Source organism: Mesorhizobium sp. M0028 (genome assembly GCF_040323855.1).
Taxonomy (GTDB): Bacteria; Pseudomonadota; Alphaproteobacteria; order Rhizobiales; family Rhizobiaceae; genus Mesorhizobium.
On the sequence record NZ_JAMYVG010000021.1, the window covers coordinates 1 to 21292 of the forward strand.

Annotated in this window: 25 protein-coding genes; 13 read left to right on the top strand and 12 right to left on the bottom strand. The window is 62.9% G+C overall.

Annotated elements, in window-relative coordinates; all coding sequences use genetic code 11:
• Positions 1–115 precede the first annotated feature (115 nt).
• The 3 genes from rho to hemE form a co-directional block, all read right to left on the bottom strand.
• Positions 116–1381: a transcription termination factor Rho gene (gene rho, locus NKJ93_RS26990; RefSeq protein WP_023718755.1), complete on the bottom strand. Its 1266-nt coding sequence runs from the start codon at positions 1379–1381 to the stop codon at positions 116–118.
• 161 nt (positions 1382–1542) lie between these two features.
• Positions 1543–2085: a protoporphyrinogen oxidase HemJ gene (gene hemJ, locus NKJ93_RS26995; protein ID WP_084642637.1), complete on the bottom strand. Its 543-nt coding sequence runs from the start codon at positions 2083–2085 to the stop codon at positions 1543–1545.
• Between the two features lie 5 nt (positions 2086–2090).
• Positions 2091–3119, bottom strand: a complete 1029-nt coding sequence (hemE, locus tag NKJ93_RS27000; RefSeq protein WP_352481328.1) for a uroporphyrinogen decarboxylase — start codon at positions 3117–3119, stop codon at positions 2091–2093.
• Positions 3120–3520: 401 nt separating this feature from the next.
• On the opposite strand from hemE, the gene NKJ93_RS27005 reads away from it, so the two are divergent.
• The 5 genes from NKJ93_RS27005 (at position 3521) to dnaQ (ending at position 7346) form a co-directional block, all read left to right on the top strand.
• The gene (locus NKJ93_RS27005) at positions 3521–4339 is read left to right on the top strand and encodes a pyruvate, water dikinase regulatory protein (protein ID WP_023718758.1); all 819 of its coding nucleotides are present in this window, start codon (positions 3521–3523) and stop codon (positions 4337–4339) included.
• Between the two features lie 169 nt (positions 4340–4508).
• A complete protein-coding gene (locus NKJ93_RS27010; protein WP_352592214.1) occupies positions 4509–5108 on the top strand; it encodes a Maf-like protein in 600 nt (199 codons plus the stop codon).
• Positions 5101–5943 (top strand): shikimate dehydrogenase, encoded by an 843-nt coding sequence (locus tag NKJ93_RS27015; protein ID WP_352481330.1) that lies wholly within the window; start codon positions 5101–5103, stop codon positions 5941–5943. The genes NKJ93_RS27010 and NKJ93_RS27015 overlap by 8 nt, the downstream gene beginning before the upstream one ends.
• Positions 5940–6542, top strand: coding sequence for a dephospho-CoA kinase (gene coaE / locus NKJ93_RS27020; RefSeq protein ID WP_352592217.1), 603 nt, complete (start codon positions 5940–5942; stop codon positions 6540–6542). Before NKJ93_RS27015 ends, coaE begins: the two co-directional genes overlap by 4 nt.
• A gap of 84 nt (positions 6543–6626) precedes the next feature.
• Positions 6627–7346 carry a DNA polymerase III subunit epsilon gene (dnaQ, locus tag NKJ93_RS27025; RefSeq protein ID WP_023718762.1) on the top strand — a complete coding sequence of 240 codons (720 nt, stop codon included), beginning with the start codon at positions 6627–6629 and terminating at the stop codon, positions 7344–7346.
• A gap of 271 nt (positions 7347–7617) precedes the next feature.
• On the opposite strand, the gene secB is transcribed toward dnaQ, so the two are convergent.
• The gene (gene secB / locus NKJ93_RS27030) at positions 7618–8118 is read right to left on the bottom strand and encodes a protein-export chaperone SecB (RefSeq protein ID WP_023718763.1); all 501 of its coding nucleotides are present in this window, start codon (positions 8116–8118) and stop codon (positions 7618–7620) included.
• 113 nt (positions 8119–8231) lie between these two features.
• On the bottom strand, positions 8232–8723 hold the full coding sequence (locus tag NKJ93_RS27035; RefSeq protein ID WP_023718764.1) for an FxsA family protein: 492 nt from the start codon (positions 8721–8723) through the stop codon (positions 8232–8234).
• A gap of 198 nt (positions 8724–8921) precedes the next feature.
• On the opposite strand from NKJ93_RS27035, the gene NKJ93_RS27040 reads away from it, so the two are divergent.
• The 4 genes from NKJ93_RS27040 to NKJ93_RS27055 are packed head-to-tail and all read left to right on the top strand — an operon-like array spanning position 8922 to position 11699.
• The gene (locus NKJ93_RS27040; RefSeq protein ID WP_023718765.1) at positions 8922–9629 is read left to right on the top strand and encodes a Tim44/TimA family putative adaptor protein; all 708 of its coding nucleotides are present in this window, start codon (positions 8922–8924) and stop codon (positions 9627–9629) included.
• 23 nt (positions 9630–9652) lie between these two features.
• A complete protein-coding gene (gene mltA / locus NKJ93_RS27045; RefSeq protein WP_352481332.1) occupies positions 9653–10759 on the top strand; it encodes a murein transglycosylase A in 1107 nt (368 codons plus the stop codon).
• Positions 10756–11292 carry a Smr/MutS family protein gene (locus tag NKJ93_RS27050; RefSeq protein ID WP_352481333.1) on the top strand — a complete coding sequence of 179 codons (537 nt, stop codon included), beginning with the start codon at positions 10756–10758 and terminating at the stop codon, positions 11290–11292. The genes mltA and NKJ93_RS27050 overlap by 4 nt, the downstream gene beginning before the upstream one ends.
• A 38-nt stretch (positions 11293–11330) precedes the next feature.
• Positions 11331–11699, top strand: coding sequence for a helix-turn-helix domain-containing protein (locus NKJ93_RS27055; RefSeq protein WP_352481334.1), 369 nt, complete (start codon positions 11331–11333; stop codon positions 11697–11699).
• Between the two features lie 9 nt (positions 11700–11708).
• Here NKJ93_RS27055 and NKJ93_RS27060 read toward each other — a convergent pair whose 3' ends face one another.
• From NKJ93_RS27060 to NKJ93_RS27070, 3 genes are all read right to left on the bottom strand, one after another.
• Entirely contained in the window at positions 11709–12326 is a 618-nt protein-coding gene (locus NKJ93_RS27060) for a transglutaminase-like cysteine peptidase (RefSeq protein ID WP_023718769.1), read from the bottom strand.
• A 212-nt stretch (positions 12327–12538) separates the two neighbouring features.
• Positions 12539–13816: a polyhydroxyalkanoate depolymerase gene (locus NKJ93_RS27065; RefSeq protein ID WP_352481335.1), complete on the bottom strand. Its 1278-nt coding sequence runs from the start codon at positions 13814–13816 to the stop codon at positions 12539–12541.
• Positions 13817–14069: 253 nt separating this feature from the next.
• Positions 14070–14429 carry a septal ring lytic transglycosylase RlpA family protein gene (locus NKJ93_RS27070; protein WP_352481336.1) on the bottom strand — a complete coding sequence of 120 codons (360 nt, stop codon included), beginning with the start codon at positions 14427–14429 and terminating at the stop codon, positions 14070–14072.
• A gap of 304 nt (positions 14430–14733) precedes the next feature.
• Here NKJ93_RS27070 and NKJ93_RS27075 point away from each other — a divergent pair, with 304 nt between their 5' ends.
• Positions 14734–14919 (top strand): hypothetical protein, encoded by a 186-nt coding sequence (locus NKJ93_RS27075; RefSeq protein WP_023718772.1) that lies wholly within the window; start codon positions 14734–14736, stop codon positions 14917–14919.
• A 59-nt stretch (positions 14920–14978) separates the two neighbouring features.
• On the opposite strand, the gene NKJ93_RS27080 is transcribed toward NKJ93_RS27075, so the two are convergent.
• The 4 genes from NKJ93_RS27080 to tauA all read right to left on the bottom strand — a co-directional run bounded on the left by NKJ93_RS27080 (position 14979) and on the right by tauA (position 17912).
• Complete coding sequence (locus NKJ93_RS27080; protein ID WP_023718773.1) at positions 14979–15167, bottom strand: hypothetical protein; 189 nt, start codon at positions 15165–15167, stop codon at positions 14979–14981.
• A gap of 19 nt (positions 15168–15186) precedes the next feature.
• Positions 15187–16053: an ABC transporter permease subunit gene (locus NKJ93_RS27085; protein ID WP_352481337.1), complete on the bottom strand. Its 867-nt coding sequence runs from the start codon at positions 16051–16053 to the stop codon at positions 15187–15189.
• Positions 16050–16823, bottom strand: coding sequence for a taurine ABC transporter ATP-binding protein (locus tag NKJ93_RS27090; protein WP_352481338.1), 774 nt, complete (start codon positions 16821–16823; stop codon positions 16050–16052). Before NKJ93_RS27090 ends, NKJ93_RS27085 begins: the two co-directional genes overlap by 4 nt.
• Before the next feature lie 75 nt (positions 16824–16898).
• Positions 16899–17912, bottom strand: a complete 1014-nt coding sequence (gene tauA, locus NKJ93_RS27095; protein WP_352495419.1) for a taurine ABC transporter substrate-binding protein — start codon at positions 17910–17912, stop codon at positions 16899–16901.
• 843 nt (positions 17913–18755) lie between these two features.
• Between tauA and NKJ93_RS27100 the strand changes: the two genes are divergently transcribed.
• The 3 genes from NKJ93_RS27100 (at position 18756) to NKJ93_RS27110 (ending at position 21200) form a co-directional block, all read left to right on the top strand.
• Positions 18756–19208, top strand: coding sequence for an RrF2 family transcriptional regulator (locus tag NKJ93_RS27100; protein WP_352592220.1), 453 nt, complete (start codon positions 18756–18758; stop codon positions 19206–19208).
• A 61-nt stretch (positions 19209–19269) separates the two neighbouring features.
• The gene (locus tag NKJ93_RS27105; protein WP_352592223.1) at positions 19270–20619 is read left to right on the top strand and encodes an FAD/NAD(P)-binding protein; all 1350 of its coding nucleotides are present in this window, start codon (positions 19270–19272) and stop codon (positions 20617–20619) included.
• Between the two features lie 227 nt (positions 20620–20846).
• Positions 20847–21200 (top strand): winged helix-turn-helix transcriptional regulator, encoded by a 354-nt coding sequence (locus NKJ93_RS27110; protein WP_352592226.1) that lies wholly within the window; start codon positions 20847–20849, stop codon positions 21198–21200.
• The last annotated feature ends 92 nt before the right edge of the window (positions 21201–21292 follow it).

The following is a 21292-nucleotide window of genomic DNA, read 5'->3' on the forward strand; positions in this document are numbered from 1 at the left end:
AAGACGTCAAATCCCCCGCAAACAAGCGAACAACCGCCGCAACCCCGCCGCCGCAAGCTTTTGCTCATGACTGCGCAACAGGTCCCTCTGTGGGAGAAGGGAAGGGCCCCCAACCCTACGTATTCATCGAATCGAAGAAGTCCGCATTCGTCTTGGTCTGCTTGAGCTTGTCGATCAGGAACTCGATGGCATCGGTAGTTCCCATCGGCGCCAGGATGCGGCGCAGCACGAAGATCTTCTGCAGATCCTGCTTGGAAACCAGCAGGTCTTCCTTGCGGGTGCCGGACTTCAATATGTCCATGGCCGGATAGATGCGCTTGTCGGCCACCTTGCGATCGAGCTGGATTTCGCAGTTGCCGGTGCCCTTGAACTCTTCGAAGATGACTTCGTCCATGCGGCTGCCGGTGTCGATCAGCGCGGTGGCGATGATGGTCAGCGAGCCGCCTTCCTCGATGTTGCGGGCGGCGCCGAAGAAGCGCTTCGGCCGCTGCAGCGCGTTCGCGTCGACACCGCCGGTCAGCACCTTGCCGGATGACGGCACGACGGTGTTGTAGGCGCGACCGAGACGCGTGATCGAATCCAGCAGGATCACCACGTCGCGACCGTGCTCGACCAGGCGCTTGGCCTTTTCGATCACCATCTCGGCAACCTGGACATGGCGTACCGCCGGCTCGTCGAAGGTCGACGAGATCACCTCGCCCTTCACCGAGCGCTGCATGTCGGTAACCTCCTCCGGCCGCTCGTCGATCAGAAGCACGATCAGATAGCATTCCGGATGGTTGGCGGTGATCGAGTGGGCGATGTTCTGCATGAGAACCGTCTTGCCGGTGCGCGGCTGCGCATTGATCAACGCACGCTGCCCCTTGCCGATCGGCGCGACCAGGTCGATCACGCGCGGCGAGATGTCCTTGGTGGTCGGATTGTCGATCTCCATCTTCAGCCGCTTGGTCGGATAGAGCGGCGTCAGGTTGTCAAAGTGGATCTTGTGGCGGATTTTTTCCGGATCGTCGAAATTGATTGTGTTGACCTTGAGCAGCGCGAAATAGCGCTCGCCCTCTTTCGGGCTGCGGATAGGGCCTTCAACCGTATCGCCGGTCTTCAGCGAAAACCGCCGGATCTGCGAGGGTGAAATATAGATGTCGTCGGGACCTGGCAGATAATTTGCGTTGGCCGAGCGCAGAAAGCCAAAGCCGTCCTGCAGCACTTCGACGACGCCGTCGCCGATGATCTCGATATCCTGTGCCGCCAGCTTCTTCAGGATCGCGAACATCAGCTCCTGCTTGCGCATGACGCTGGCGTTCTCGACCTCGAGCGATTCCGCATAGGCGATCAACTCTGGTGGTTTCTTGTTCTTGAACTCGGTGAGTTTCATTTCTTGCATGGACGGACTCTGAATGAGCTTTGGGAAAAATATCGGCGGGATGCGACAAATGCCGGGCGCGGCCGAAAGCGATGACGGGCGGCGCATGACGGGAAGGAAGACCCGTCTTTTATCGTCGGTCGGGTGAAAGAGCAAGCCGCCTTTTGCGGGCACCGAATACGTCAGAATGGTTTCACGATAACCAGGACGACGATGACGACCATCAGCAATGTGGGGATCTCATTGACGATCCGCCAGTGCCTTGCCGGTTTTTCATTGCGGTCTTCGGCAAATTTCCGGACGGCGCCGGCGAAATAGCCATGCACGGCCGACAGACCCACCACCGCAGCGATCTTGGCATGCAGCCAGCCGCCTTGAAAACCAAAGCCTTTCCAGGCGAGCCACAGGCCGAACGCCCAGGTAATCACCATCGCCGGATTGATGATGCCGCGCAGCAGGCGGCGCTCCATTACCTTGAAGGTCTCCGACTGGACGGAGCCTTTTTCGGCATCGGCATGATAGACCAGCAAGCGCGGCAGATAGAGCATGCCCGCCATCCAGGAGATGACGGCAATCACATGGATCGCCTTTGCCCAGGGATAGAAATCATCGGGCCCGAAGAGAAACAGCAGCCCGGCCAGCACGAGGAAAATGGCGATCGCGATTGCCGCGCGGCGCGTCGCCCCGCTACCGCTGTTCGTGCTGTTCGCATTGTCTGCGCCCATCATCGTCACGACGCGCTCCGCACCAGTTTGACCATCTGCTCGACATGCGCGAGCGGCGTCTCCGGCGTGATGCCGTGGCCGAGGTTGAAGATCAGCGGCCGGTCCCCTAACACCTTCAGGATCGCCCCCACGCCGTCGGCAAGCGCCTTGCCGCCGGCCACCAGCCGCAGCGGATCGAGATTGCCTTGCACGGCGCCGTCACGCTGCAATTCCTTCGCAGTCGACAATGGCACGGTCCAGTCGAGGCCCAGCCCGGTCACGCCGGTCGTCTGGCGATAGCTCCGGTAGTGATCTCCGGCGCCTTTGGGAAAGCCGATGATCGGAACGTCGGGATGGACAGCCTTCACCTGCCGGACAATCTCGGCCACCGGCCGGACGCAGAACAACTCGAAAGACGCTTCGTCGAGCACGCCGGACCACGAATCAAAGATCTGCACCACGTCGGCGCCGGCTTCGATCTGCCGGATCAGATAGGCAGCCGAATGATCGGCGAGCACTTTCAGGAGCCGAAGAAAGGCCGCCGGCTCGCGATAGGCGAACAGCCTGGCCGGCGCCTGGTCGGGCGTACCGTGGCCGGCAATCATGTAGGTCGCCACCGTCCAGGGCGCACCGCAGAAGCCGATCAGCGTCGTTTCATCAGGCAGTCTGGCGCGCAATCGCCGCACCGTCTCGTAGACCGGCTCGAGATTCACGTGAAACGTTTCGCCGTCGAGAGCCTCGATCTCCGCAGCCGAGATCGGCGTCAACAGCGGGCCGCGTCCTTCCTCGAAGCGCACGTCGCGGCCGAGCGCATGCGGCACGACAAGGATATCGGAAAACAGGATCGATGCGTCGAAGCCGAAGCGTTCGATCGGCTGCAGCGTCACTTCGACGGCGAGATCCGGGTCGTAGCAAAGATCGAGGAACGATCCGGCCCGTCTCCTCGTCTCCCGGTATTCCGGCAGATAGCGGCCGGCTTGGCGCATAATCCAGAGCGGCGGCGGAAACGCTGCCTTGCCTCTCAACACGTCCAGCACGATCCGGTCTTGAGGCATTGAGCGCTCGCCTTTCCAGGCTTCCCTATAATTAAATATTCTATTTTTAGGAATCTTATGATTCTAAGAGTCTGTTGGTTGTGGTGGTTGTCTCCTGTCCCGCTTTGCCCTGGAAAAGACCAGCCAGCATATTGTCGCGCGCTTCTCCAACGGGATTGCAGGACTTTGTGGAAAGCCGGGAATTTCCGACTGGAGTCAATGCGTTGCCGCCAGGCCAAGGAACTTGCCCTTGTGGATGAAGCGAAGGCAAAAAGCTCCGTCCCCGGACTTGTCCCCAACCGCCCGAAGAAGCCGACAGCACATCGAATTGTGGACAAACCGGCATCTGATACAGTCGCTTGGCGGTGGCCGAGTTTTCCGCCCGGCTTATCCACATCGGCCCACAGCCTGGAATGTATCCTGTGAACAAACCGCAGAGCTTCTTTCACCTTCACCTGATTTCCGACGCCACCGGCGAAACGCTGCTGGCCGCCGGCCGCGCCGCTTCCGCGCAATACAAGGATGCGCGCGCCATCGAACACATCTACCCGCTCATCCGCACCGAAAAACAGGTGACGAAAGTGTTCGAGGACATCGAGGAGGAGCCGGGCATCATCCTCTACACCGTCGTCGACCAGAAGCTTGCCCGTGGCATCGATGAACGCTGCGCGGCGATGGGCCTGCCTTGCGTCTCGGTACTGGAGCCGGTGCTGACGGTGTTCCAGTCCTATCTCGGCACGCCGGCCGGCCGCCGCGTCGGCGCCCAGCATGTGCTGGACGCCGAATATTTTCGCCGCATCGACGCGCTCAATTTCACCATGGAGCATGATGACGGCCAGCTGCCGGCCAATATGGATGATGCCGACATCGTGCTTGTCGGCATCTCACGCACCTCGAAGACGCCGACCAGCATCTATCTCGCCAATCGCGGCATCAAGACCGCCAACATCCCGATCGTGCTCGGCGTGCCGGTGCCGGAAAGCCTGGTCTACGCCAGGAGGCCACTGATCGTCGGCCTGATCGCCACTGCCGAGCGCATCTCCCAGGTCCGGCAGAACCGCGTTCTCGGCAACAGCGCCTACGAGCCGACCGATTACGTCGACCGCGCCGCGATCGCCGAAGAACTCGCCTACGCCCGCCAGATCTGCACACGGCATGGCTGGCCGATGATCGATGTCAGCCGCCGTTCGATCGAGGAGACGGCGGCGGCTATCGTTGCCCTGCGCGGCAAGACGCGCTAGGGCGTGTGATATTCAGGTGATGCCGGCCTACAAACGGCGGCTTCCTGCGCTTCCGGTGCTCACGTACTTTAAGTACACTCCGCTCCGGTTCTCGGAAGCCACCACTCTCGGCGCGGCCTGACCTGAATCTCGACACACCCTAGTGAGCGCCAGAAAACGGGCGAAAAAAATGGCCGAAAAAATCATCCTTGCCTCGGGCAGCCCGTTCCGCAAGGCGCTGCTTGTCAATGCCGGCGTTGTGGTCGAAGCGGTTCCGGCTTCTGTCGACGAACGTGCGCTGGAGGCGCCGCTGCAAAATAGTGGCGTGTCGCCGGAGGACGTCGCCCTGGTGCTTGCCGAGGCCAAGGCCACCGAAGTCAGTGAGCGCAAGCCCGGCGCCCTGGTGCTCGGCTGCGACCAGACGCTGTCGCTCGGCGACGAGCTGTTCCACAAGCCGGCCGACATGGAAGGCGCGCGCCGTCATCTGCTGGCGTTGTCGGGCAAGACGCATCAGCTCAACAGTGCCGTCGTGCTGGCCCGTGACGGCCAGGTTCTGTGGCGGCATGTCGGCATCGCCAGCCTGACCATGCGCAAGCTCGATCCGGCCTTCATCGGCCGCCATCTGGCGCGCGTCGGCGCCAAGGCGTTGTCCAGCGTTGGTGCCTACCAGATCGAAGGCGAGGGCATCCAGCTGTTCGAAAAGATCGAGGGCGACTACTTCACCATTGTTGGCCTGCCGCTTTTGCCGGTGCTGGCCAAGCTGCGTGATCTCGGGGCGATCGATGGCTGAGGCCTCGAAAAAAGCCTTCGTCACCGGCCACCCGATCGGCCATTCCAGGTCACCGAAGATCCACGGCTACTGGCTGGCGAAATACGGCATCGACGGCGTCTACGAGGCCATTGACGTTGCGCCAGAAGCGTTTGCCGAATTCCTGCAAACGCTGCAGGCACAAGGCTATAGCGGCGGCAACGTCACCATCCCGCACAAGGAGGCCGCCTTCGCATTGGCGGCGCGCCGCGACGACGCGGCCGAACAAATCGGTGCGGTCAACACACTGTGGTTTGAGGATGGCGAATTGTGGGGCGGCAATACCGATGCCCATGGCTTTGCCGCCAATCTGGACGAGTATGCATCGGGTTGGGCGGCCGACGGCCCGGCCGTTGTGCTCGGTGCCGGCGGTGCCGCTCGCGCGGTCATCCATGCGCTGAAGCAACGCGGCGTCAACGATATCCGCATCGTAAACCGGACGCTTGCGAGGGCGCAGGAGCTGCGCGACCGCTTCGGTGCCGGCGTCTCCGCCCATGGCATGGCGGCGACCGGCGAGTTGCTCGAAGATGCCGGCCTGCTGGTCAACACGTCAGCGCTCGGCATGCATGGCAATGAAGGCCTGTCCGCCGATCCGGGCAGACTGCCCGACCGCGCCATCGTCACCGACATCGTTTATGTTCCGCTGGAAACGCCGTTGCTCGCCGCAGCCAGCGCGCGCGGCCTCAAGACCGTCGATGGGCTCGGCATGCTGCTGCACCAGGCGGTGCCCGGCTTCGAGCGCTGGTTCGGCACCAGGCCGCAGGTCACCGCCGAACTGCGGCAAATGATCATTGCCGATATCGGCGCGAAGCCATGATCGTGCTCGGCCTCACCGGATCGATCGGCATGGGCAAGTCGACCACGGCAAAGATGTTTGCCGAGGCCGGCGTGCCGGTCCATGATTCCGACGAGGCGGTGCATCGCCTCTATGCCGGCAAGGCCGCCCCCATGGTCGAGGCGGTCTTTCCCGGGACCACCCGATCCGGTGCGGTCGATCGCACAAAGTTGGCCGAACGGGTGCTCGGCGATGCCGCCGCGCTGAAACGGCTGGAAGCGATCATCCATCCGCTGGTCCGTGCCGACGCCGATGCCTTTCTGGCGCAAAATCGTGCCGCCGGCGCGCCACTTGCCGTGCTCGATATACCGCTGCTGTTCGAGACCGGCGGCCGCGATCGCGTCGACAAGGTTGTGGTCGTCACCGCGTCGGCCGAGATCCAGCGCGCCCGCGTGCTGGCGCGCCCGGGCATGAGCGAGGAAAAGTTTGCGTCGATCCTGGCCAGGCAGGTTCCCGACGCCGAAAAGCGCCGGCGCGCCGACTTCGTCGTCGACACCGGCCAGGGCTTTGACGCCGCCCGCGCGGCTGTCAATGCGATCGTCGCCGAACTAGTCGGGGATAAAGCAGCCAGTCCGGGTTAAGAGGCTTGCAGCCCACATTACTTGTTGCCATTTTGTTCCGGGTGTGATTCGGCTAGAATGACGCGGAACCAATGGACTGATTCGATGCGTGAGATCATCTTCGATACGGAAACCACCGGCCTCGACACGCGCGAGGACCGCGTCATCGAGCTTGGCGGCATCGAGCTGGTCAACCGCTTTCCGACCGGCCGCACCTTCCACAAATACATCAACCCACAAGGCCGCCCGATTCATCACGAGGCGCAGGCCGTGCACGGCATCAGCGCCGCCGATCTTCAGGGCAAGCCGACTTTCATGGAGATCGCCGAGGAGTTCCTGGCCTTCATCGACGGCGCCAAGCTGGTCGCCCATAATGCCGGCTTCGACATCGGCTTCCTCAACCTCGAATTCGGCCGGCTTGGTCATCCGGCCATCGATCCGGGACGGATCGTCGACACGCTGGCGCTGGCGCGCCGCAAGCATCCAATGGGTCCCAATTCGCTCGACGCGCTCTGCCGCCGCTATGGCATCGACAATGGCCGTCGCACCAAGCATGGCGCGTTGCTCGATTCTGAATTGCTGGCCGAGGTCTATATCGAGCTTATCGGCGGCAAGCAGGCCAGCCTCATCCTCGACAGCATCATGACGCCGGCGGGCGGACGACAGAATGTCGACGATATCGACATTTCGATCGGCGTCAGGCCCATCGCCTTGCCCTCGCGCCTGACCGATGCCGAGCGCGCAGCACACGCGGGCATGGTTGGCAGCCTCGGCGAAAAGGCGCTTTGGCTGCGCATCGGCCGGGAAGCGAGTTCCGCGGCATAGTGATTTTGAGCGGAGTGATCCGTCGCCCCCTCTGTCCTGCCCTTTTAGCCACCACTTGGCATCTCCCCCTCAGTGGGAAAGATTGGCAGTCCCAGCGCCTCGCTCATTCCTGCGACGATGAAGGATTGGCGAAGGCTGACGTGAAGTTCCGATCTCCCCACTTAAGGGGGAGATGGCCGGAAGGCCAGAGGGGGCACTGTCCCGCCAGCGGCTCATAAAAAAACCCGGCGCAAGGCCGGGTTTCTCAAACGCTATCGAGACACAAACGCCTTCAGCTCACCTTGACCTTGGCGGCGGCCTGGTCCTCGGCCAGCTTCTGCTGGAACATCTGCGCGAAATCGATCGGGTCGAGCATCAGCGGCGGGAAGCCGCCATTGCGCGTTGCCTCGGCAATGATCTGCCTGGCGAACGGGAACAGCAGCCGCGGGCATTCGATGAACAGTATCGGCAGCATGTGCTCCTGCGGGAAGCCGCTGATGGAGAAGACGCCGCCATAGACCAGTTCGACATTGAACAGCACTTCCTGGTCGAACGATGCCTTGGCATTCAGCGTCAAATTGACGTCGAACTGCTTGTCCGAAAGCGGGTTGGCGTTGACGTTGACGTTGATGGCGATGCCGGGGGCCTTGTCGCGGCCGCGCAGCGAGTTTGGCGCGCCGGGGCTTTCGAAGGACAGGTCCTTCACATATTGCGCAAGCACGTTGAGCGAAGGCTGCTCCGCATTTCCATTACCGTTGGCTGCGCCGGTCGGGGCGTCGTCGTTGCTGGCCATAAGCTGTGATCCTTTTGCCTGGGCAGCGTTGCTGACCGGATTGAAATTCGGGCGTTCGCTATCATGGCCGGCACGACAAGACAAGTTTGCAAAAGACGCCGGTTGCCTTGCGGCTACTCGTCCTTGAGGCGGCGCCAGGGAGAGTCAGGCCCGCGCGCATGGTCGTCGGCGCGCGAATAGTCGCCGTCGTCGAGATCGATGGTCTTGCCGCGTTGCCTTGCCCGCAAACCAACGCCGAAATCGGTGGCCAGCACGATGCGGCCTTTCAGCATCCGCCAGGCAAGATCGCGCACCGGTGGCAGGAACAGTAGAATGCCGAAAATATCCGAGATGAAGCCGGGGATGATCAAAAGGATCGCGGCCAGAACGATCATGGCGCCGTGCGCAAGCTGGCGGCTCGGATCGTGGCCGGCATCCATTTCGGCACGGACCCTGGCCATGACGCCAAAACCCTGGTGTCGAAGGAGCAAGGCGCCGGCGACGCTCGAGGCCAGCACCAGCCCGACCGTCGCCAGCGCGCCGATCTGGCGGCCGACAATGACGAAACCGGCTATCTCCAGCAGCGGAAGCGCAAGAACAAACAGGGGAAGCAGCGAGATACGCAAATCTTGACCGATCGTTTCGATGTTTTGCCGGCCGGCGAGCAATCGCCGCTGGCACCAGAGCTGTTAGATAGGTATGGCTGCCTTTGATTTGAATGATTGCGCCATGCGTTCTATATGCTTTGGATACTGAACGCTATGTGATCGCGGCCCTTGCTTGGCCGCTGGTCCGGCCAAAGCAGGGATTGATTGGCGCAAGATATGGGCTTCTTCGACTTCGGCACAATTTTCTTTCTGATTGCGGCGGTGGTGATCTTCTTCCAGCTGCGCAACGTGCTTGGCCGACGCACGGGCAACGAACGCCCGCCCTTCGATCCATATACGGCAGGGCGCAAGAACGACAAGGATGCCGCCCAGAAACCCGAGAACGTGGTTTCGCTGCCGCGCAAGCGGCTGGCGGGAGAGCCGGCGGCCGATGCCTATACGGCGATCGACGCCTTTGCCAAGCCCGACACAGATCTCAACCGGGGCCTGCGGGCGATCAAGGACAATGATCCGACCTTCGACCCGAAGACCTTCGTCGACGGCGCCAAGATGGCCTATGAGATGATCGTCATGGCCTACGCCGATGGCGACCGCAAAACCTTGAAGAACCTTTTGTCGCGCGAGGTCTATGACGGCTTTGTCGCGGCCATCGGCGACCGCGAGGCAAAAGCCGAAAAAATCCAGTCCTCCTTCGTCGGCATCGACAAGGCCGACATCGTTTCGGCCGAGATGAAGGGCAGCGAGGCGCACATCACGCTGCGCATTGTCAGCGAACTGATTTCAGCGACCCGCGACAAGGCCGGCGCCGTCATTGACGGCGATCCCGAGACCGTCGCCGAGGTCAAGGACGTCTGGACCTTCGCTCGTGACGCGCGCTCGCGCGATCCGAACTGGAAGCTCGTCGCCACCGAAGAAGAAGACTGAACTGGACGGCGGCGGGGGCTGTCGTGTCGCTTTCTCGAGTCTTCAGCGAAAAGTCCTTTGGCGAATTGCCGGGCTGGGACGAGGACGACCAACTCCCTGCCTTTGACGCCTTTCGCCGCTCGGCCTTTCATGTCCTGACGAAACCCTACCGCTCCGGCGCGCTCGGCGTCGATTTCGGCGCCTTTGCCGAAGCCTATGCCGCAGCGCGCACCGTTTCGCCGGCGAATCGGTTGGAGGCCCGAAGCTTCTTCGAGCGCTACTTTGTGCCGGCCCATATAGGGGCGGAAAACGGCGGCCCAGGCCTCGTCACCGGCTTCTACGAGCCGGAGGTCGACGCCTCGCCGGTGCGCACGCGACGATTTTCGGTGCCGTTGCTAACCCGCCCGGCCGACCTTGTCGACATCGACGATGGCAATCGTCCTTCCGGCATGGATCCTTATCTTGCCTTCGCTCGTGCGGCGCCGAACGACCCGGTCGAATATTTCGACCGCGGCGAGATCGAACGCGGCGCGCTCGCTGGACAAGGCCTGGAAATCGCCTGGCTCGCCGACAAGGTCGATGCCTTCTTCATCCACGTGCAGGGCGCGGCGCGGCTCAACATGACCGACGGGGAGCTTTGCCGCGTCACCTATGCCGCCAAATCCGGCCAGCGCTTTACCGGACCGGGCAAGATCCTGAGCGACGAAGGCGAGATCCCGCTGGAAAAAGTGACGATGCAGTCGATCCGTGCCTGGCTCAAGGCGCGTCCGGAGCGCGTCGACGAGATCCTTTGGCGCAACCGCTCCTACATCTTCTTCCGCGAGATGGGCGTCGACGACCCGGAGCTCGGCCCGGTCGCTGCCGCCAAGGTGCCGCTGACACCCTGCCGCTCGATCGCCGTCGACCGGCTGCTGCACACGTTCGGCACGCCCTTCCATATCGATGCGCCGTCGCTGACCGCCTTCGACGAAAAACCGTTCCGGCGGCTGATGATCGCACAGGACACCGGCTCAGCGATCATCGGGCCGGCCCGCGGCGATCTGTTCGCTGGGTCGGGCGATGCGGCCGGCGAGATCGCCGGCGTTATCCGCAACGCCGCCGATTTTTATGCGCTGATCCCCCGGCCGCTGGTTTCAGGAGCAGACCGATGACCCGGCGCATCGACAGGCTGAGCGAGGACGACCGGGTCCTGTGGAACCTGGTGGCGCGCACGGCAAAGCCGCTGAAGGGCAAGATCGCCGTCGATATTCCCAAGCTTGGGCCGGAGATCGACGAAACCAGGCAGGTGCCGCCGCCGGCACAGGTCGCGGGCAATGCTGCCGCGGTCGCGAAACCGAAGGCGCAGCATGTTTCCCACGCACTCGACGAACCGACGCTGGACAAGCTGTCGAAGGGCCGGCTGCCGATCGAGGGCCGCGTCGACCTGCATGGCCTGACCCAGGACGAAGCCTATTCGCTGCTGTTTTCCTTCCTGCACCGGGCGCATGCCGGCGGCATCCGCTATGTCCTGGTAATCACCGGCAAGGGCTCTTCGTCGGGCGGCGACGGCGTCTTGCGACGCGCCGTGCCGTCATGGCTGTCGACGCCCGCCTTCCGGCCCCTTGTCTCCAGCCACGACCATGCCGCCCGCAATCATGGCGGCTCGGGCGCGCTTTACGTCCGTCTGCGGCGGGCGCGCTCTTGAGGATGCGCCCATGAGGATGCGCCAATGAGGATGTGCTCGTGACCCCGTTCGGCGAAAAGCTTCGCGTGCTGCGAAACGAGCGCGGCGTCACCCAGAAGGACATGGCCAAGGCGATCGGCGTCAGCGCAGCCTATCTCTCGGCGCTCGAACACGGCCGCCGCGGTGCGCCGAGCTGGACGCTGATCCAGAAGATCATCGGCTATTTCAACATCATTTGGGACGACGCCGAGGAACTGGCGCGGTTGGCCGAAACCTCGCATCCGCGCGTCAGGCTCGACACGTCCGGCCTTAGCCCGGCGGCGACCGAGCTTGCCAATCTCCTGGCCGACAACATCGAAAAGCTCGACGAAGCCGAGCTTCGCCGCATCATTGCGTCGCTCCGCGCCGCGCTGAACCGGCCGAAATGAGTTGCTTTGTTACTGGACCGAGCCGACCAGAACCTGCTGGCCGCCGCGGATCGAGACCCAACGGCCGGTATTGTCGATCGCCTGCCGCTTGAGGAAACGATAGCCGGTCTGGTCCCAGGAACGGACCTGGTCGGTCAGATTGTCGAGGATGTAGTCGCCCTTGTCGGTGCGCACCGTCAGCACGGCGTGGCCTTCGCCATCCGGCTTGCGCACGACGGTCATCAGCAGATCGGCAAACGAGACGCCCAGCCGGTTCAGCTCACGGCGCTTTTCCAGGACATAGTCCTCGCAGTCGCCGACACCCTTGTCGGGATAGGCCCAGACCTCGTCCTTGCCGTAGATGTCGAAGTCGCTCTCAGGCTTGACGGCGGCGTTGACCTTTACCGTGACGCTGAGCAGCTTGCGCCACAGCGAGCCGGTCATGCTGGCGGGCGACAGATCCTTCGGGCGGATCGAGCATTCCGACGGGTAGGTCTTGCAGAAATCATAATGGCCGATCGGCTGCGACGTCGGACCACCTGTTATCATCGGGCTGGCTGCCGAGGCCGAACTGGCCCAACCTGCCGCCACAGTAAGTCCAGCCAGCGCGCACAGGCGTAGCGTTCTCGCCATTGGTGAGGAAATCATTGTCCCCGCTTGTCCCTTGTTGTTAACGAAACGTTAAGGGGTATTTACAGTCGGTGTCAATTATGAGGATGGATTGATTTTTGCGGCATGGTTACCTGCGTGGCGCCAACGCGACTATTGTGCAACAGGTCGACCGGCCGCACGGCCCCGCCAACCGATGATTTTGGCATTGACCGACCTGATGCGGATTGACGGGCATCATCGCTGGTCGCCTATTTCTTGCCGGTCCTGACCAGCTTGGGCTTCACCGCAACACGGTTCTGGCGGCCGTAGCTGGTAATGAAATCGACGATGCGCGGCACGATTTCGGAGCGGAAGCGCGAGCCGTTGAACACACCGTAATGGCCGACCGCCGGCTGCATGTAATGGGCGTGCCTGTCGGCCGGAATGTTGATGCAGAGGTCGTGCGCCGCCTTGGTCTGGCCAAGGCCGGAGATGTCGTCGTTCTCGCCCTCGACGGTGAACAGGGCGACATTGCGGATCGCCGAAGGGTCGACCGCCACACCGCGATGCGTCATTTCGCCCTTGGGCAAGGCCTGGCGGACGAAGACGGTATCGACGGTCTGCAGGTAGAATTCCGCCGTCAGATCCATCACCGCCAGGTATTCGTCATAGAATTCGCGGTGCTTCTCGGCATTGTCGCCGTCATGCTTCACCAGGTGCATGAAGAAGTCTTTGTGGGCGATGATGTGGCGATCCAGGTTCATGCTCATGAAACCCGAAAGCTGCAGGAAACCGGGATAGACCTCGCGGCCGAAGCCCGGCACCGGCCAGGGCGCGCGCATGATGACGTTGTCGCGGAACCAGTCGATGCCCTTTTCCTGGGCCAGCAAATTGACCGCCGTCGGGTTGCGGCGCGTGTCGATCGGGCCGCCCATCAGCGTCATCGTCGAGGGCACGAAAGGATCGCCCTTGGCTTCCATCAGCGCCACCGCCGCCAGCACCGGCACCGACGGCTGGCACACCGCCATCACGTGGGTGTCGGGTCCCAGCGCATGCAGCATGTCGACAATGTAGTCGACATAGTCGTCGAGGTCGAAGCTGCCGTCGGCAAGCGGCACCATCCGGGCGTCGACCCAGTCGGTGATATGCACGTCCGCATAGGGCAGCATCGCCTCGGCCGTGCCGCGCAACAGCGTCGCATAGTGGCCCGACATCGGTGCGACGATTAACAGCTTCGGATCCGGCCGGCGCCCGGCCGGGACAGCCCGCTCGAAACGGACCAGATTGCAGAACGGCCGCGACCAGACGGTGCGTTCGCTGACCTCGACGGTTTTCCAGTCGACCACGGTCTTGGTCAGGCCGAATTGCGGCTTGCCGTAGCGGCGTGTCGTGCGTTCGAACAATTCGGCCGTTGCCGCGACCGAGCGGCCCCAGGACGTGTGTGAAACCGGATTGAGCGGATTGGAGTAGAACAGGCGCACCGCATCGGCATAGAGGCGGGCCGGCTGCAAGGCGGCATGGTTCAGTTCGTAAAGCTGGTAGAACATCGAGAACCCCGCTGCCGACTGCGATCGAAGGGCCGACGAGCAGCGCCGAGCCTTGTCTTGCGGGAGGTTAGCAACAATTTGCTGCGATGCAATACGTCAACTTGCGTGATTTATGCTCATTCTTTCGTCCAAGATGTTGGGAATCCGCCTTCAACGGCAACAGCCGGCTCAATGTGCACCTGCGAAGGCGTAGCCAAGGGTACGCCTATCGGTGCGATCGTCGGAGGAGGTGTCCGGCCTGGCGCTCTGACTGTTAGACGCGTGCCATGCAGACGGCGGTATGGCCCGAGCTGATGAAGCCGAGCTGGCTGGCGGCGCCCTTCGACAGATCGAGCACGCGGCCCCTGATAAACGGGCCGCGATCGTTGATCCGCACGACGACGCTGCGGCCATTGTTGCGGTTGGTCACCTTCAGCTTGGTGCCGAACGGCAGGCTGCGATGCGCTGCGGTCAGCGCCGACGGGTTCATGCGTTCGCCGGAAGCGGTTCTGGAATGCAGTGAGTACCAGGAGGCACGGCCGCACTGAGCGGCGGCGCTGGCAGTGGATGCGCCGACCATCAGGCCAGCCGCGATCATGGCCGCGGCAAGCGCGGTCTGGTTGCTTTTGTTCATGTGTTGGGGACTGGCTCCGTTGACAGACCCGCAGCGGTTAGAGGCGAATGAGGCAGCAAATGCGGCAATGATCTGTCGGTTCCATGACAATGTTACACGTTTGGAGTCGGTGCGAAACAATTTGTCAGAGAGTTTCCGCAGCAAGGCACAGCTTCTTTGATGATCTTCGCATCGACCTCAGCACGTCTTGCACAAGATCAGAGATTTGCATCTAAGTAGAAGTTGGCCTGACCGGGCCGCTTCTTTCGCTGTTCCATTCCGGCAGGAGCGCGGCCGCTGATCGACTTGGAAAGGAGTTTTAGCAATGAGATTGATCAAAAATCTGCTGGCGTTGATTGTGCTCGCCATCGGCGTGCTGTGGTCATTGCAAGGCATCGGCCTTATCGGCGGCAGCTTCATGACCGGCCAGTCGCAATGGCTCTATGTCGGCATCGTCACCGCGCTGGTTGGCTTGGCCGGCCTGGCCTGGGCGAACCGTTCGCGCGTTTGAGCAGGCGTCGATCCTCAGGCTCCCGCCAGAGCAGCGCACAGCGGACCTGTGGCGGCCGGTCACCGCGACCAGTATTGCCAGCCCCAGTAGAAACTTTCGTCGCGCGGCGGTAAGCGGTTGCGCTCCGCGTCCAGATGCACCGGCGTCGGCGCTTTGCGTTCGTCCTCAGGCGGCTGTTTGTCTCCGGCCTTGATCAGGCGGAGCCAATGGCCGAAACGCGCAAGCAGCACAGCGGTGGAATGGGGCATCGTCACGTCTCCGATCCGGTCACTCCCGCCCCGCCCACGGGACGAGCACCCGCTCGATCCTGCGGATGATGAATTCGAGCACGAAGGCAATGGCCGCGATCACCAGTATGCCCATCACCACCACGTCGGTGACGAGGAACTGGGCGGCGGACTGGATCATGAAGCCGAGCCCGCGCGTCGCCGCCACCAGCTCGGCGGCAACCAGCGTCGACCAGCCGGCGCCAAGCGCGATGCGCAGGCCGGTCAGGATCGAGGGCAGTGCGCTGGGTAGGATCACGTGCCGGACAAGCTGCGTGCGGGTCGCGCCAAGCGCGCGTGCCGCATTGATGCGTTCCTGCGAGACGCCGCGAACACCCGATGCCGTCGACAGCGCGACCGGCGCCAGCATGGCGATGGCAATCACCAGGATCTTGGACGGCTCGCCAATGCCGAACCAGATAATGATTAGTGGCAGATAGGCCAGCGGCGGGATCGGCCGCAGCAATTCGAGCAGCGGATCGAAGATGCCGCGCCCTATGATGCTGATGCCGATAGCCAGCCCGATGGGAACGCCGACGAAAACGGCCGCGATCAGCGCTGCAAATACCCGCCACAGACTGGCGGCGATATGCTGGAGCAGCGTCGCGTCGACAAAGCCGTCACGGGCGACGACGACAAATTTGTTCCAGACTGCCACGGGCGACGGCAGGAAAACCGGCGACACCAATTGCAGGCGGGCCGACAGTGCCCACGCCGCCAGCACCACCAGAACAGTGATCGCGCTGACCATGCGGGCCGAAACGCGGCTGCGTCTCGGCCGCGACCGCGACCATGGCACGGACAGCGCGTCGGCTCCGTCGTCGGCCTTGGAGCGCTGCGGCCGCTCGGTATAGGAGGTAACGGTCATGCTGCCTCTCCTTCGAAGATCGCATCGGTCAGCTCGCCGCGCGCCGCGGCGAAGGCGGGATCGGCCTTGATGCTGCGAATGGCCTCGCCGGCTGCATAGCGCCGGCTGAAGCCGGTTTCGAAACTCCGCACCACCCGCCCAGGGTCGGGAGCCAGCACAATGATGCGGGTTGCGAGCACCAGCGCTTCCTCGATGCCGTGCGTCACCATCAGCACGCCGACATTGCTTGCCGTCCACAGATCGAGCAGCGTTGTCTGCATGCGTTCCCGTGTCAGCGCATCGAGCGCGCCCAGCGGCTCGTCGAGCAGCAGGAATTGCGGCTCGGCCGCCAGCGCCCGGGCCAGGCCGACGCGCTGGCGCATGCCCCCGGAAAGCTCCCAGATGCGCTTGTCGCCGGCACCGTCGAGCTTCACCAGCGCCAGCAGCGCATCGGCGCGCCGCGCCCGTTCACTTGGCCCGACGCCGCGCAGCCTGAGCGCAAAGGCGACATTTTCCCGCGCGGTCAGCCACGGAAACAGCGCGTCGTTCTGGAACACGACGGCGCGGTCCGAGCCTGGCGCCGTGATCGGCCTGCCGCCTACCGTGGCGCTGCCGCGCACAGGCTCGACCAGGCCCGCAGCGACATTGAGCAGCGAGGTCTTACCGCAGCCGGAGCGGCCGACCAGGACAACGAAGTCATCCTTGGCGACGTCAATCGACACGCGTTCGACGGCCGGCGCCGGCTGGCCTTCATAATGAATCGAGACTTTGTCGAGCAGGAGATGCGTCATGTGGCGTCGCCGATATTCTGAATCTGCAGGCAACGCGCGCGTCAGGGAAGGGAGGACGCGCGCATTGAGCGGTCGCTAATTCGAGGCAAGCGCCTCGCCGACATATTTCGACGACACGTATTTCGAATAATCCGGCAGCACGGCGTCGATCTTGCCCTGCTCCTTGAGGAAGGCCGACGTCGCCTCGACTGCCTTGACCGTGCCGCCACCGAGGAACTTGTCCGAGGCCTGCTCCTCGAGCGTCGGGAAGACATAGCCCCTCAGCAGTTGCGGCACGTCTTCGAGCTTGGCCCCGGTGATCCTGGCGATCTTGGCCGCTTGCGGCGAGGACACCGACCATTGATCCGGCTTGGCCAGGAATTCGGCATAGGCAGCGCCCGTCATTTTGACGAAGTCGCGCACCGCCTCCGGGTTCCTTTCGGCGAAGTCGGTGCGCACGATCCAGGCGTCGAAAGTCGGCGCGCCCCAGGCGGCGACCTGCGAGGAATCCAGCACGACCTTGCCCGACGTCTTGATCTGGCCGAGTGCCGGATCCCAGACATAGGCGGCGTCGATGTCGCCGCGCGCCCATGCCGCCGCGATCTCCGGTGGCCGCAGATTGAGAATATCGACCGACTTCGGCTCGACACCCTCATGCTTCAGCGCCGCAAGCAGGCTGTAATGCGTCGTCGAGACGAAGGGTACCGCCACCTTCTTGCCGGCAAGGTCGGCGACCTTCTCGATGCCGGCGCCGTTGCGGGCGACAAGGGCCTCGGATTCGCCGATCAGCCCGACAATGAAGATGGTCTGGATGGGAAGCTCGCGGCTCGCCGCCGCCGCCAGCGGGCTCGAGCCGACATAACCGATGTCGACCGAACCGGAAGCGACGGCGGCGATCACGTCGGCGCCGGAATCAAATTTCCGCCAGTCGATTGCCGCCTTGGTCGCGCTCTCATAGGCGCCGTCGGCCTGCGGCACCTTCGAGGGTTCGACGACCGTCTGGTAGCCGATAGTGATCTTGAGGTCCTTCGCGTGGGCTGGGCCGAGAAAGCCGGCACCAGCCAGAGCCGCCGAGGACAGGAGAACGACGCGTCGCGAAATGGTGGACATGAAAGGCTCCTTGAAAAGAGAAAAATCGGATCGCTCCCTCATAGTCAGCTAAGTCTATAAGGCTTGTAGAGTTAAATCCTTCCAACCATTGCCGTCTTGTTGGAAAAAAGCCATCAGTGGCCCGGCGCGAAGGCGGATATGGCGGCTGCAGCGGGCCTCGGCCTAAGGTCTGTTGACGGTCAGGTCAGCCGAAACAGAGACGGAATGGCGCGCACTATTGGATCTGCATTCGTTGGTCAGTATAGCGGCATCGATCCTCGGGGTCTCCGCTGCGTCGCTGCTTTGAACAATGGCGCAGCACCTCAATTGCCTTCTTGGCTCCACCTCGCCTCTGGCTTCGCTGTCCGTTGGAGCGACCGGTCATTGCGCCATCAGCCGCAAACAAGAATTTTCCGTTTTGGCCCGGTCACCGGCAAATCCATGCTGCGAACGGCCGAACAATTGAAAGTGAATTTCCTGTGCTCGGGGTTAAGTCTAGTATTCTTATGGACATTGAAGGATTGGAGAGGACGATGAGCGACGCCACCCTCCTTGTTGCCGCGCGCGGCATGCTTTGGCCTTCAAATTCAGGGACAGAAGCTGCTATCGGCCGGTCGGGACATTCCTGTCGCCGGCCAGTTTGCCGGTGTCCCATTGGCGGCGGCTCCTGTGCTCGTAGGGGCACAAGCCCCGGCCAAAATGGCCATTGCGGCTTGAAAACGAAACAAAATCAACGTTTCTTGGCTTGTATATCATGTCACTAGAATTTATCTGTAGTGACAGCTTGGACGCGGCGGGGAGGCACGCCAGGCGTTTCGCAACCGATGGCCTTGGGTCATCGCATGACAGAGAAACGTTCGGGTTATGCTCACGAAAAAAGGTAAGTACGGCCTCAAGGCGCTCGTTCATCTGGCGCGCCTGCCGGTTGGACAGCTCGCCTTCGTCAACGACATCGCCCGCGCAAACAATATTCCGAAAAAGTTCCTCGATGCCATCCTTGGCGAATTGCGCAATGCCGGTTTCGTCCAGAGCCGCAAGGGCAAGGAGGGTGGTTATCGCCTGGCGCGCCCAGCGGACGAGATCAAGGTCGGGCACGTCGTGCGCGTGCTCGACGGGCCACTTGCCCCCATTCCTTGCGCCAGCCGCACCCAGTATCAGCGCTGCGAAGATTGCAACGAGGCGACATGCCAAGTCCGACATCTGATGCTGGAGGTCCGGCAGGCCATCGCGGAGGTGCTGGACCAGCGCAGCCTCGCCGAGATGCGCGACATCGCCGGCGACGAAGACCTTTCGGTGCCGTTGAAAATCCAGGCCTGAATCAACAAAGCCTGACCCGAGAATTCCGGAACCAATGGCTCCCAAGACAATTGGTGCGCGCATGACCGGACGCGCAAATTCGATCATTCCAACTTCGATCATCATTGTCGGTGGCGGCGCCAGCGGCGTCGTGCTTGCCGCGCATCTGCTGAAGTCGCCCAATCCCGATCTCCGCGTCAGCCTGGTCGAAAAACGTCCGCATTTTGGGCAAGGCATGGCCTATTCAACGCTGCTCTCAGCCCATGTGCTGAATGTCAGCGCGTTGGGCATGAGCGCCTATGCCGACGATCCCGGCAATTTCTCGCGCTGGCTACTTGAACGCGGCCTGGCAACGCCGGAACAGGCACCGGTCTATGCGCCGCGCAGCGTCTACGCCCGCTATCTCAAGGAGCTGCTCGACGAGCTCGAGGCGCGTGAGCAGCAGACGGGCCGGCTGCGCCTGATCCGCGAGGAGAGCCTGTCGATCTCGCCGACCGCGTCCGGCGTCGAGGTGGCGCTGGCCAACGGCACCAGCGTGGTTGCGCATCTTGCCGTGCTGGCGACCGGCCATGACGAGGAGCCGGGGGCGGGGCAGGGCCACGCGATCAGGATGGGATCCGAGGCCGACAGCGCGCTCGACCCCGAAGCCCGAGTCCTGGTGCTGGGCACGGGGTTGAGCATGGTCGATGCCTTTCTGTCGCTCGAGCAGCGCGGTCATCGCGGCGCCATCGTCGCGGTGTCGCGGCGCGGCCTGCTGCCTTCGCCGCATCGCAAGGGCAATCCCATCAAGCTCGACGTTGCCGATATCCCGCTCGGCACCCAGCTTTCCTATTTCGTCGGCTGGTTCCGCGACCTGATCCGGGAAAACCAGAAGGCCGGCATCGACTGGCGCGACGTCGTCGACGGTCTGAGGCCCTTCAACCAGAAGATCTGGCAGAACTGGCCGTCCTCGGCCAAGCGCCGCTTTGTCGAGCACACCAAGGCGTGGTGGGACATCCACCGCCATCGCATGGCGCCGCAAGTCTACGCCCGCGTTACGGAGGCGGTGCAGGCCGGCCGCATCCGGCTTGTCGCCGGCCGCATCGTCGACATCGCCGCAGGCTACACCGTAGAGGTCCAGCCCCGCCACACGCAGCGCCTCGAAAGGTTCGATGTCGCCCGCATCTATGATTGCACCGGCATCGCCAGGGATATCTCGACCACCTCGAACAGCGTGGTGCGGTCGCTGGTCGACCGTGGGCTGGCACGGCCGGATCCGCTGCGGCTCGGCCTCGATGTGACCGCGGACTGCGAGGTCATCGCCGGCGATGGCACAGTATCGGCCAAGATTTTGGCGGTCGGGCCGCTGACGCGCGGCACCTTCTTCGAGATCGACGCCATTCCCGATATTCGCGTGCAGTGTGCGCGGCTAAGCAAGCGATTGCTCGGATAAGGCGCCCTTTGTCTTGACGCAATTTCGGATGCAAGACCGCCGCCGTTGGGTGAAAAGATCTCGACCGCATAACCTCGCGGTGAAGGCGAACCAGGGGTGCGGGAGCTAGCTCCGCCAGAAGCCGACCGGCCAGCCCGTGGTGGTCGAGACAGCAGGGTTGGCGATGACGATCTCCACACCGGGCAAATTCTGCTTCCGTCGTCACCATGCCTTGCCTACCATGGCGCATGACCCAACGCGGAAGACTCTACGGCTGCCCGGTCGAGTTCGCGCTCGACGCGCTCGGCGGCAAATGGAAGACGGTGATCCTGGCGCACGTCAAGGAACAGCCGATGCGCTATTCGGACCTGCGCCGGCTGATCCCCTCGCTCTCGGACAAGATGCTGACGCAGCGCCTGGCCGAGCTTGTCGAGATCGGCTTCGTCACGCTCGAGATGTCGCCCGACGGCAAGGGGCGCTACGCCTTGACCGGGCGCGGTGAAGATCTCGCCGCCGCGCTTCAGGCGCTCTACGACTGGGGAAGCGTGCATGGCCGCGCCGAGGGCGTGCGTTTTCGCACCGATAGCGCAGCCACCACTTAGATCCATTCCGGGCATAGTGCTGCGCGGTTTTCCGTCCGCAATTGCTTGAAAACAAAGGCATAGAGCGGTTCGGCGTTTCCGTGAAACGGTGG

Excerpts from the sequence above, each read along its gene's own strand:
- rho (WP_023718755.1), bottom strand. The coding sequence starts at position 1,381 with ATGCAAGAAATGAAACTCACCGAGTTCAAGAACAAGAAACCACCAGAG.
- hemJ (WP_084642637.1), bottom strand. The coding sequence starts at position 2,085 with ATGGGCGCAGACAATGCGAACAGCACGAACAGCGGTAGCGGGGCGACG.
- hemE (WP_352481328.1), bottom strand. The coding sequence starts at position 3,119 with ATGCCTCAAGACCGGATCGTGCTGGACGTGTTGAGAGGCAAGGCAGCG.
- NKJ93_RS27010 (WP_352592214.1), top strand. The coding sequence starts at position 4,509 with ATGGCCGAAAAAATCATCCTTGCCTCGGGCAGCCCGTTCCGCAAGGCG.
- NKJ93_RS27015 (WP_352481330.1), top strand. The coding sequence starts at position 5,101 with ATGGCTGAGGCCTCGAAAAAAGCCTTCGTCACCGGCCACCCGATCGGC.
- coaE (WP_352592217.1), top strand. The coding sequence starts at position 5,940 with ATGATCGTGCTCGGCCTCACCGGATCGATCGGCATGGGCAAGTCGACC.
- dnaQ (WP_023718762.1), top strand. The coding sequence starts at position 6,627 with ATGCGTGAGATCATCTTCGATACGGAAACCACCGGCCTCGACACGCGC.
- secB (WP_023718763.1), bottom strand. The coding sequence starts at position 8,118 with ATGGCCAGCAACGACGACGCCCCGACCGGCGCAGCCAACGGTAATGGA.
- NKJ93_RS27040 (WP_023718765.1), top strand. The coding sequence starts at position 8,922 with ATGGGCTTCTTCGACTTCGGCACAATTTTCTTTCTGATTGCGGCGGTG.
- NKJ93_RS27050 (WP_352481333.1), top strand. The coding sequence starts at position 10,756 with ATGACCCGGCGCATCGACAGGCTGAGCGAGGACGACCGGGTCCTGTGG.
- NKJ93_RS27060 (WP_023718769.1), bottom strand. The coding sequence starts at position 12,326 with ATGATTTCCTCACCAATGGCGAGAACGCTACGCCTGTGCGCGCTGGCT.
- NKJ93_RS27065 (WP_352481335.1), bottom strand. The coding sequence starts at position 13,816 with ATGTTCTACCAGCTTTACGAACTGAACCATGCCGCCTTGCAGCCGGCC.
- NKJ93_RS27070 (WP_352481336.1), bottom strand. The coding sequence starts at position 14,429 with ATGAACAAAAGCAACCAGACCGCGCTTGCCGCGGCCATGATCGCGGCT.
- NKJ93_RS27075 (WP_023718772.1), top strand. The coding sequence starts at position 14,734 with ATGAGATTGATCAAAAATCTGCTGGCGTTGATTGTGCTCGCCATCGGC.
- NKJ93_RS27080 (WP_023718773.1), bottom strand. The coding sequence starts at position 15,167 with ATGCCCCATTCCACCGCTGTGCTGCTTGCGCGTTTCGGCCATTGGCTC.
- NKJ93_RS27085 (WP_352481337.1), bottom strand. The coding sequence starts at position 16,053 with ATGACCGTTACCTCCTATACCGAGCGGCCGCAGCGCTCCAAGGCCGAC.
- NKJ93_RS27090 (WP_352481338.1), bottom strand. The coding sequence starts at position 16,823 with ATGACGCATCTCCTGCTCGACAAAGTCTCGATTCATTATGAAGGCCAG.
- tauA (WP_352495419.1), bottom strand. The coding sequence starts at position 17,912 with ATGTCCACCATTTCGCGACGCGTCGTTCTCCTGTCCTCGGCGGCTCTG.
- NKJ93_RS27100 (WP_352592220.1), top strand. The coding sequence starts at position 18,756 with ATGCTCACGAAAAAAGGTAAGTACGGCCTCAAGGCGCTCGTTCATCTG.
- NKJ93_RS27105 (WP_352592223.1), top strand. The coding sequence starts at position 19,270 with ATGACCGGACGCGCAAATTCGATCATTCCAACTTCGATCATCATTGTC.
- NKJ93_RS27110 (WP_352592226.1), top strand. The coding sequence starts at position 20,847 with ATGACCCAACGCGGAAGACTCTACGGCTGCCCGGTCGAGTTCGCGCTC.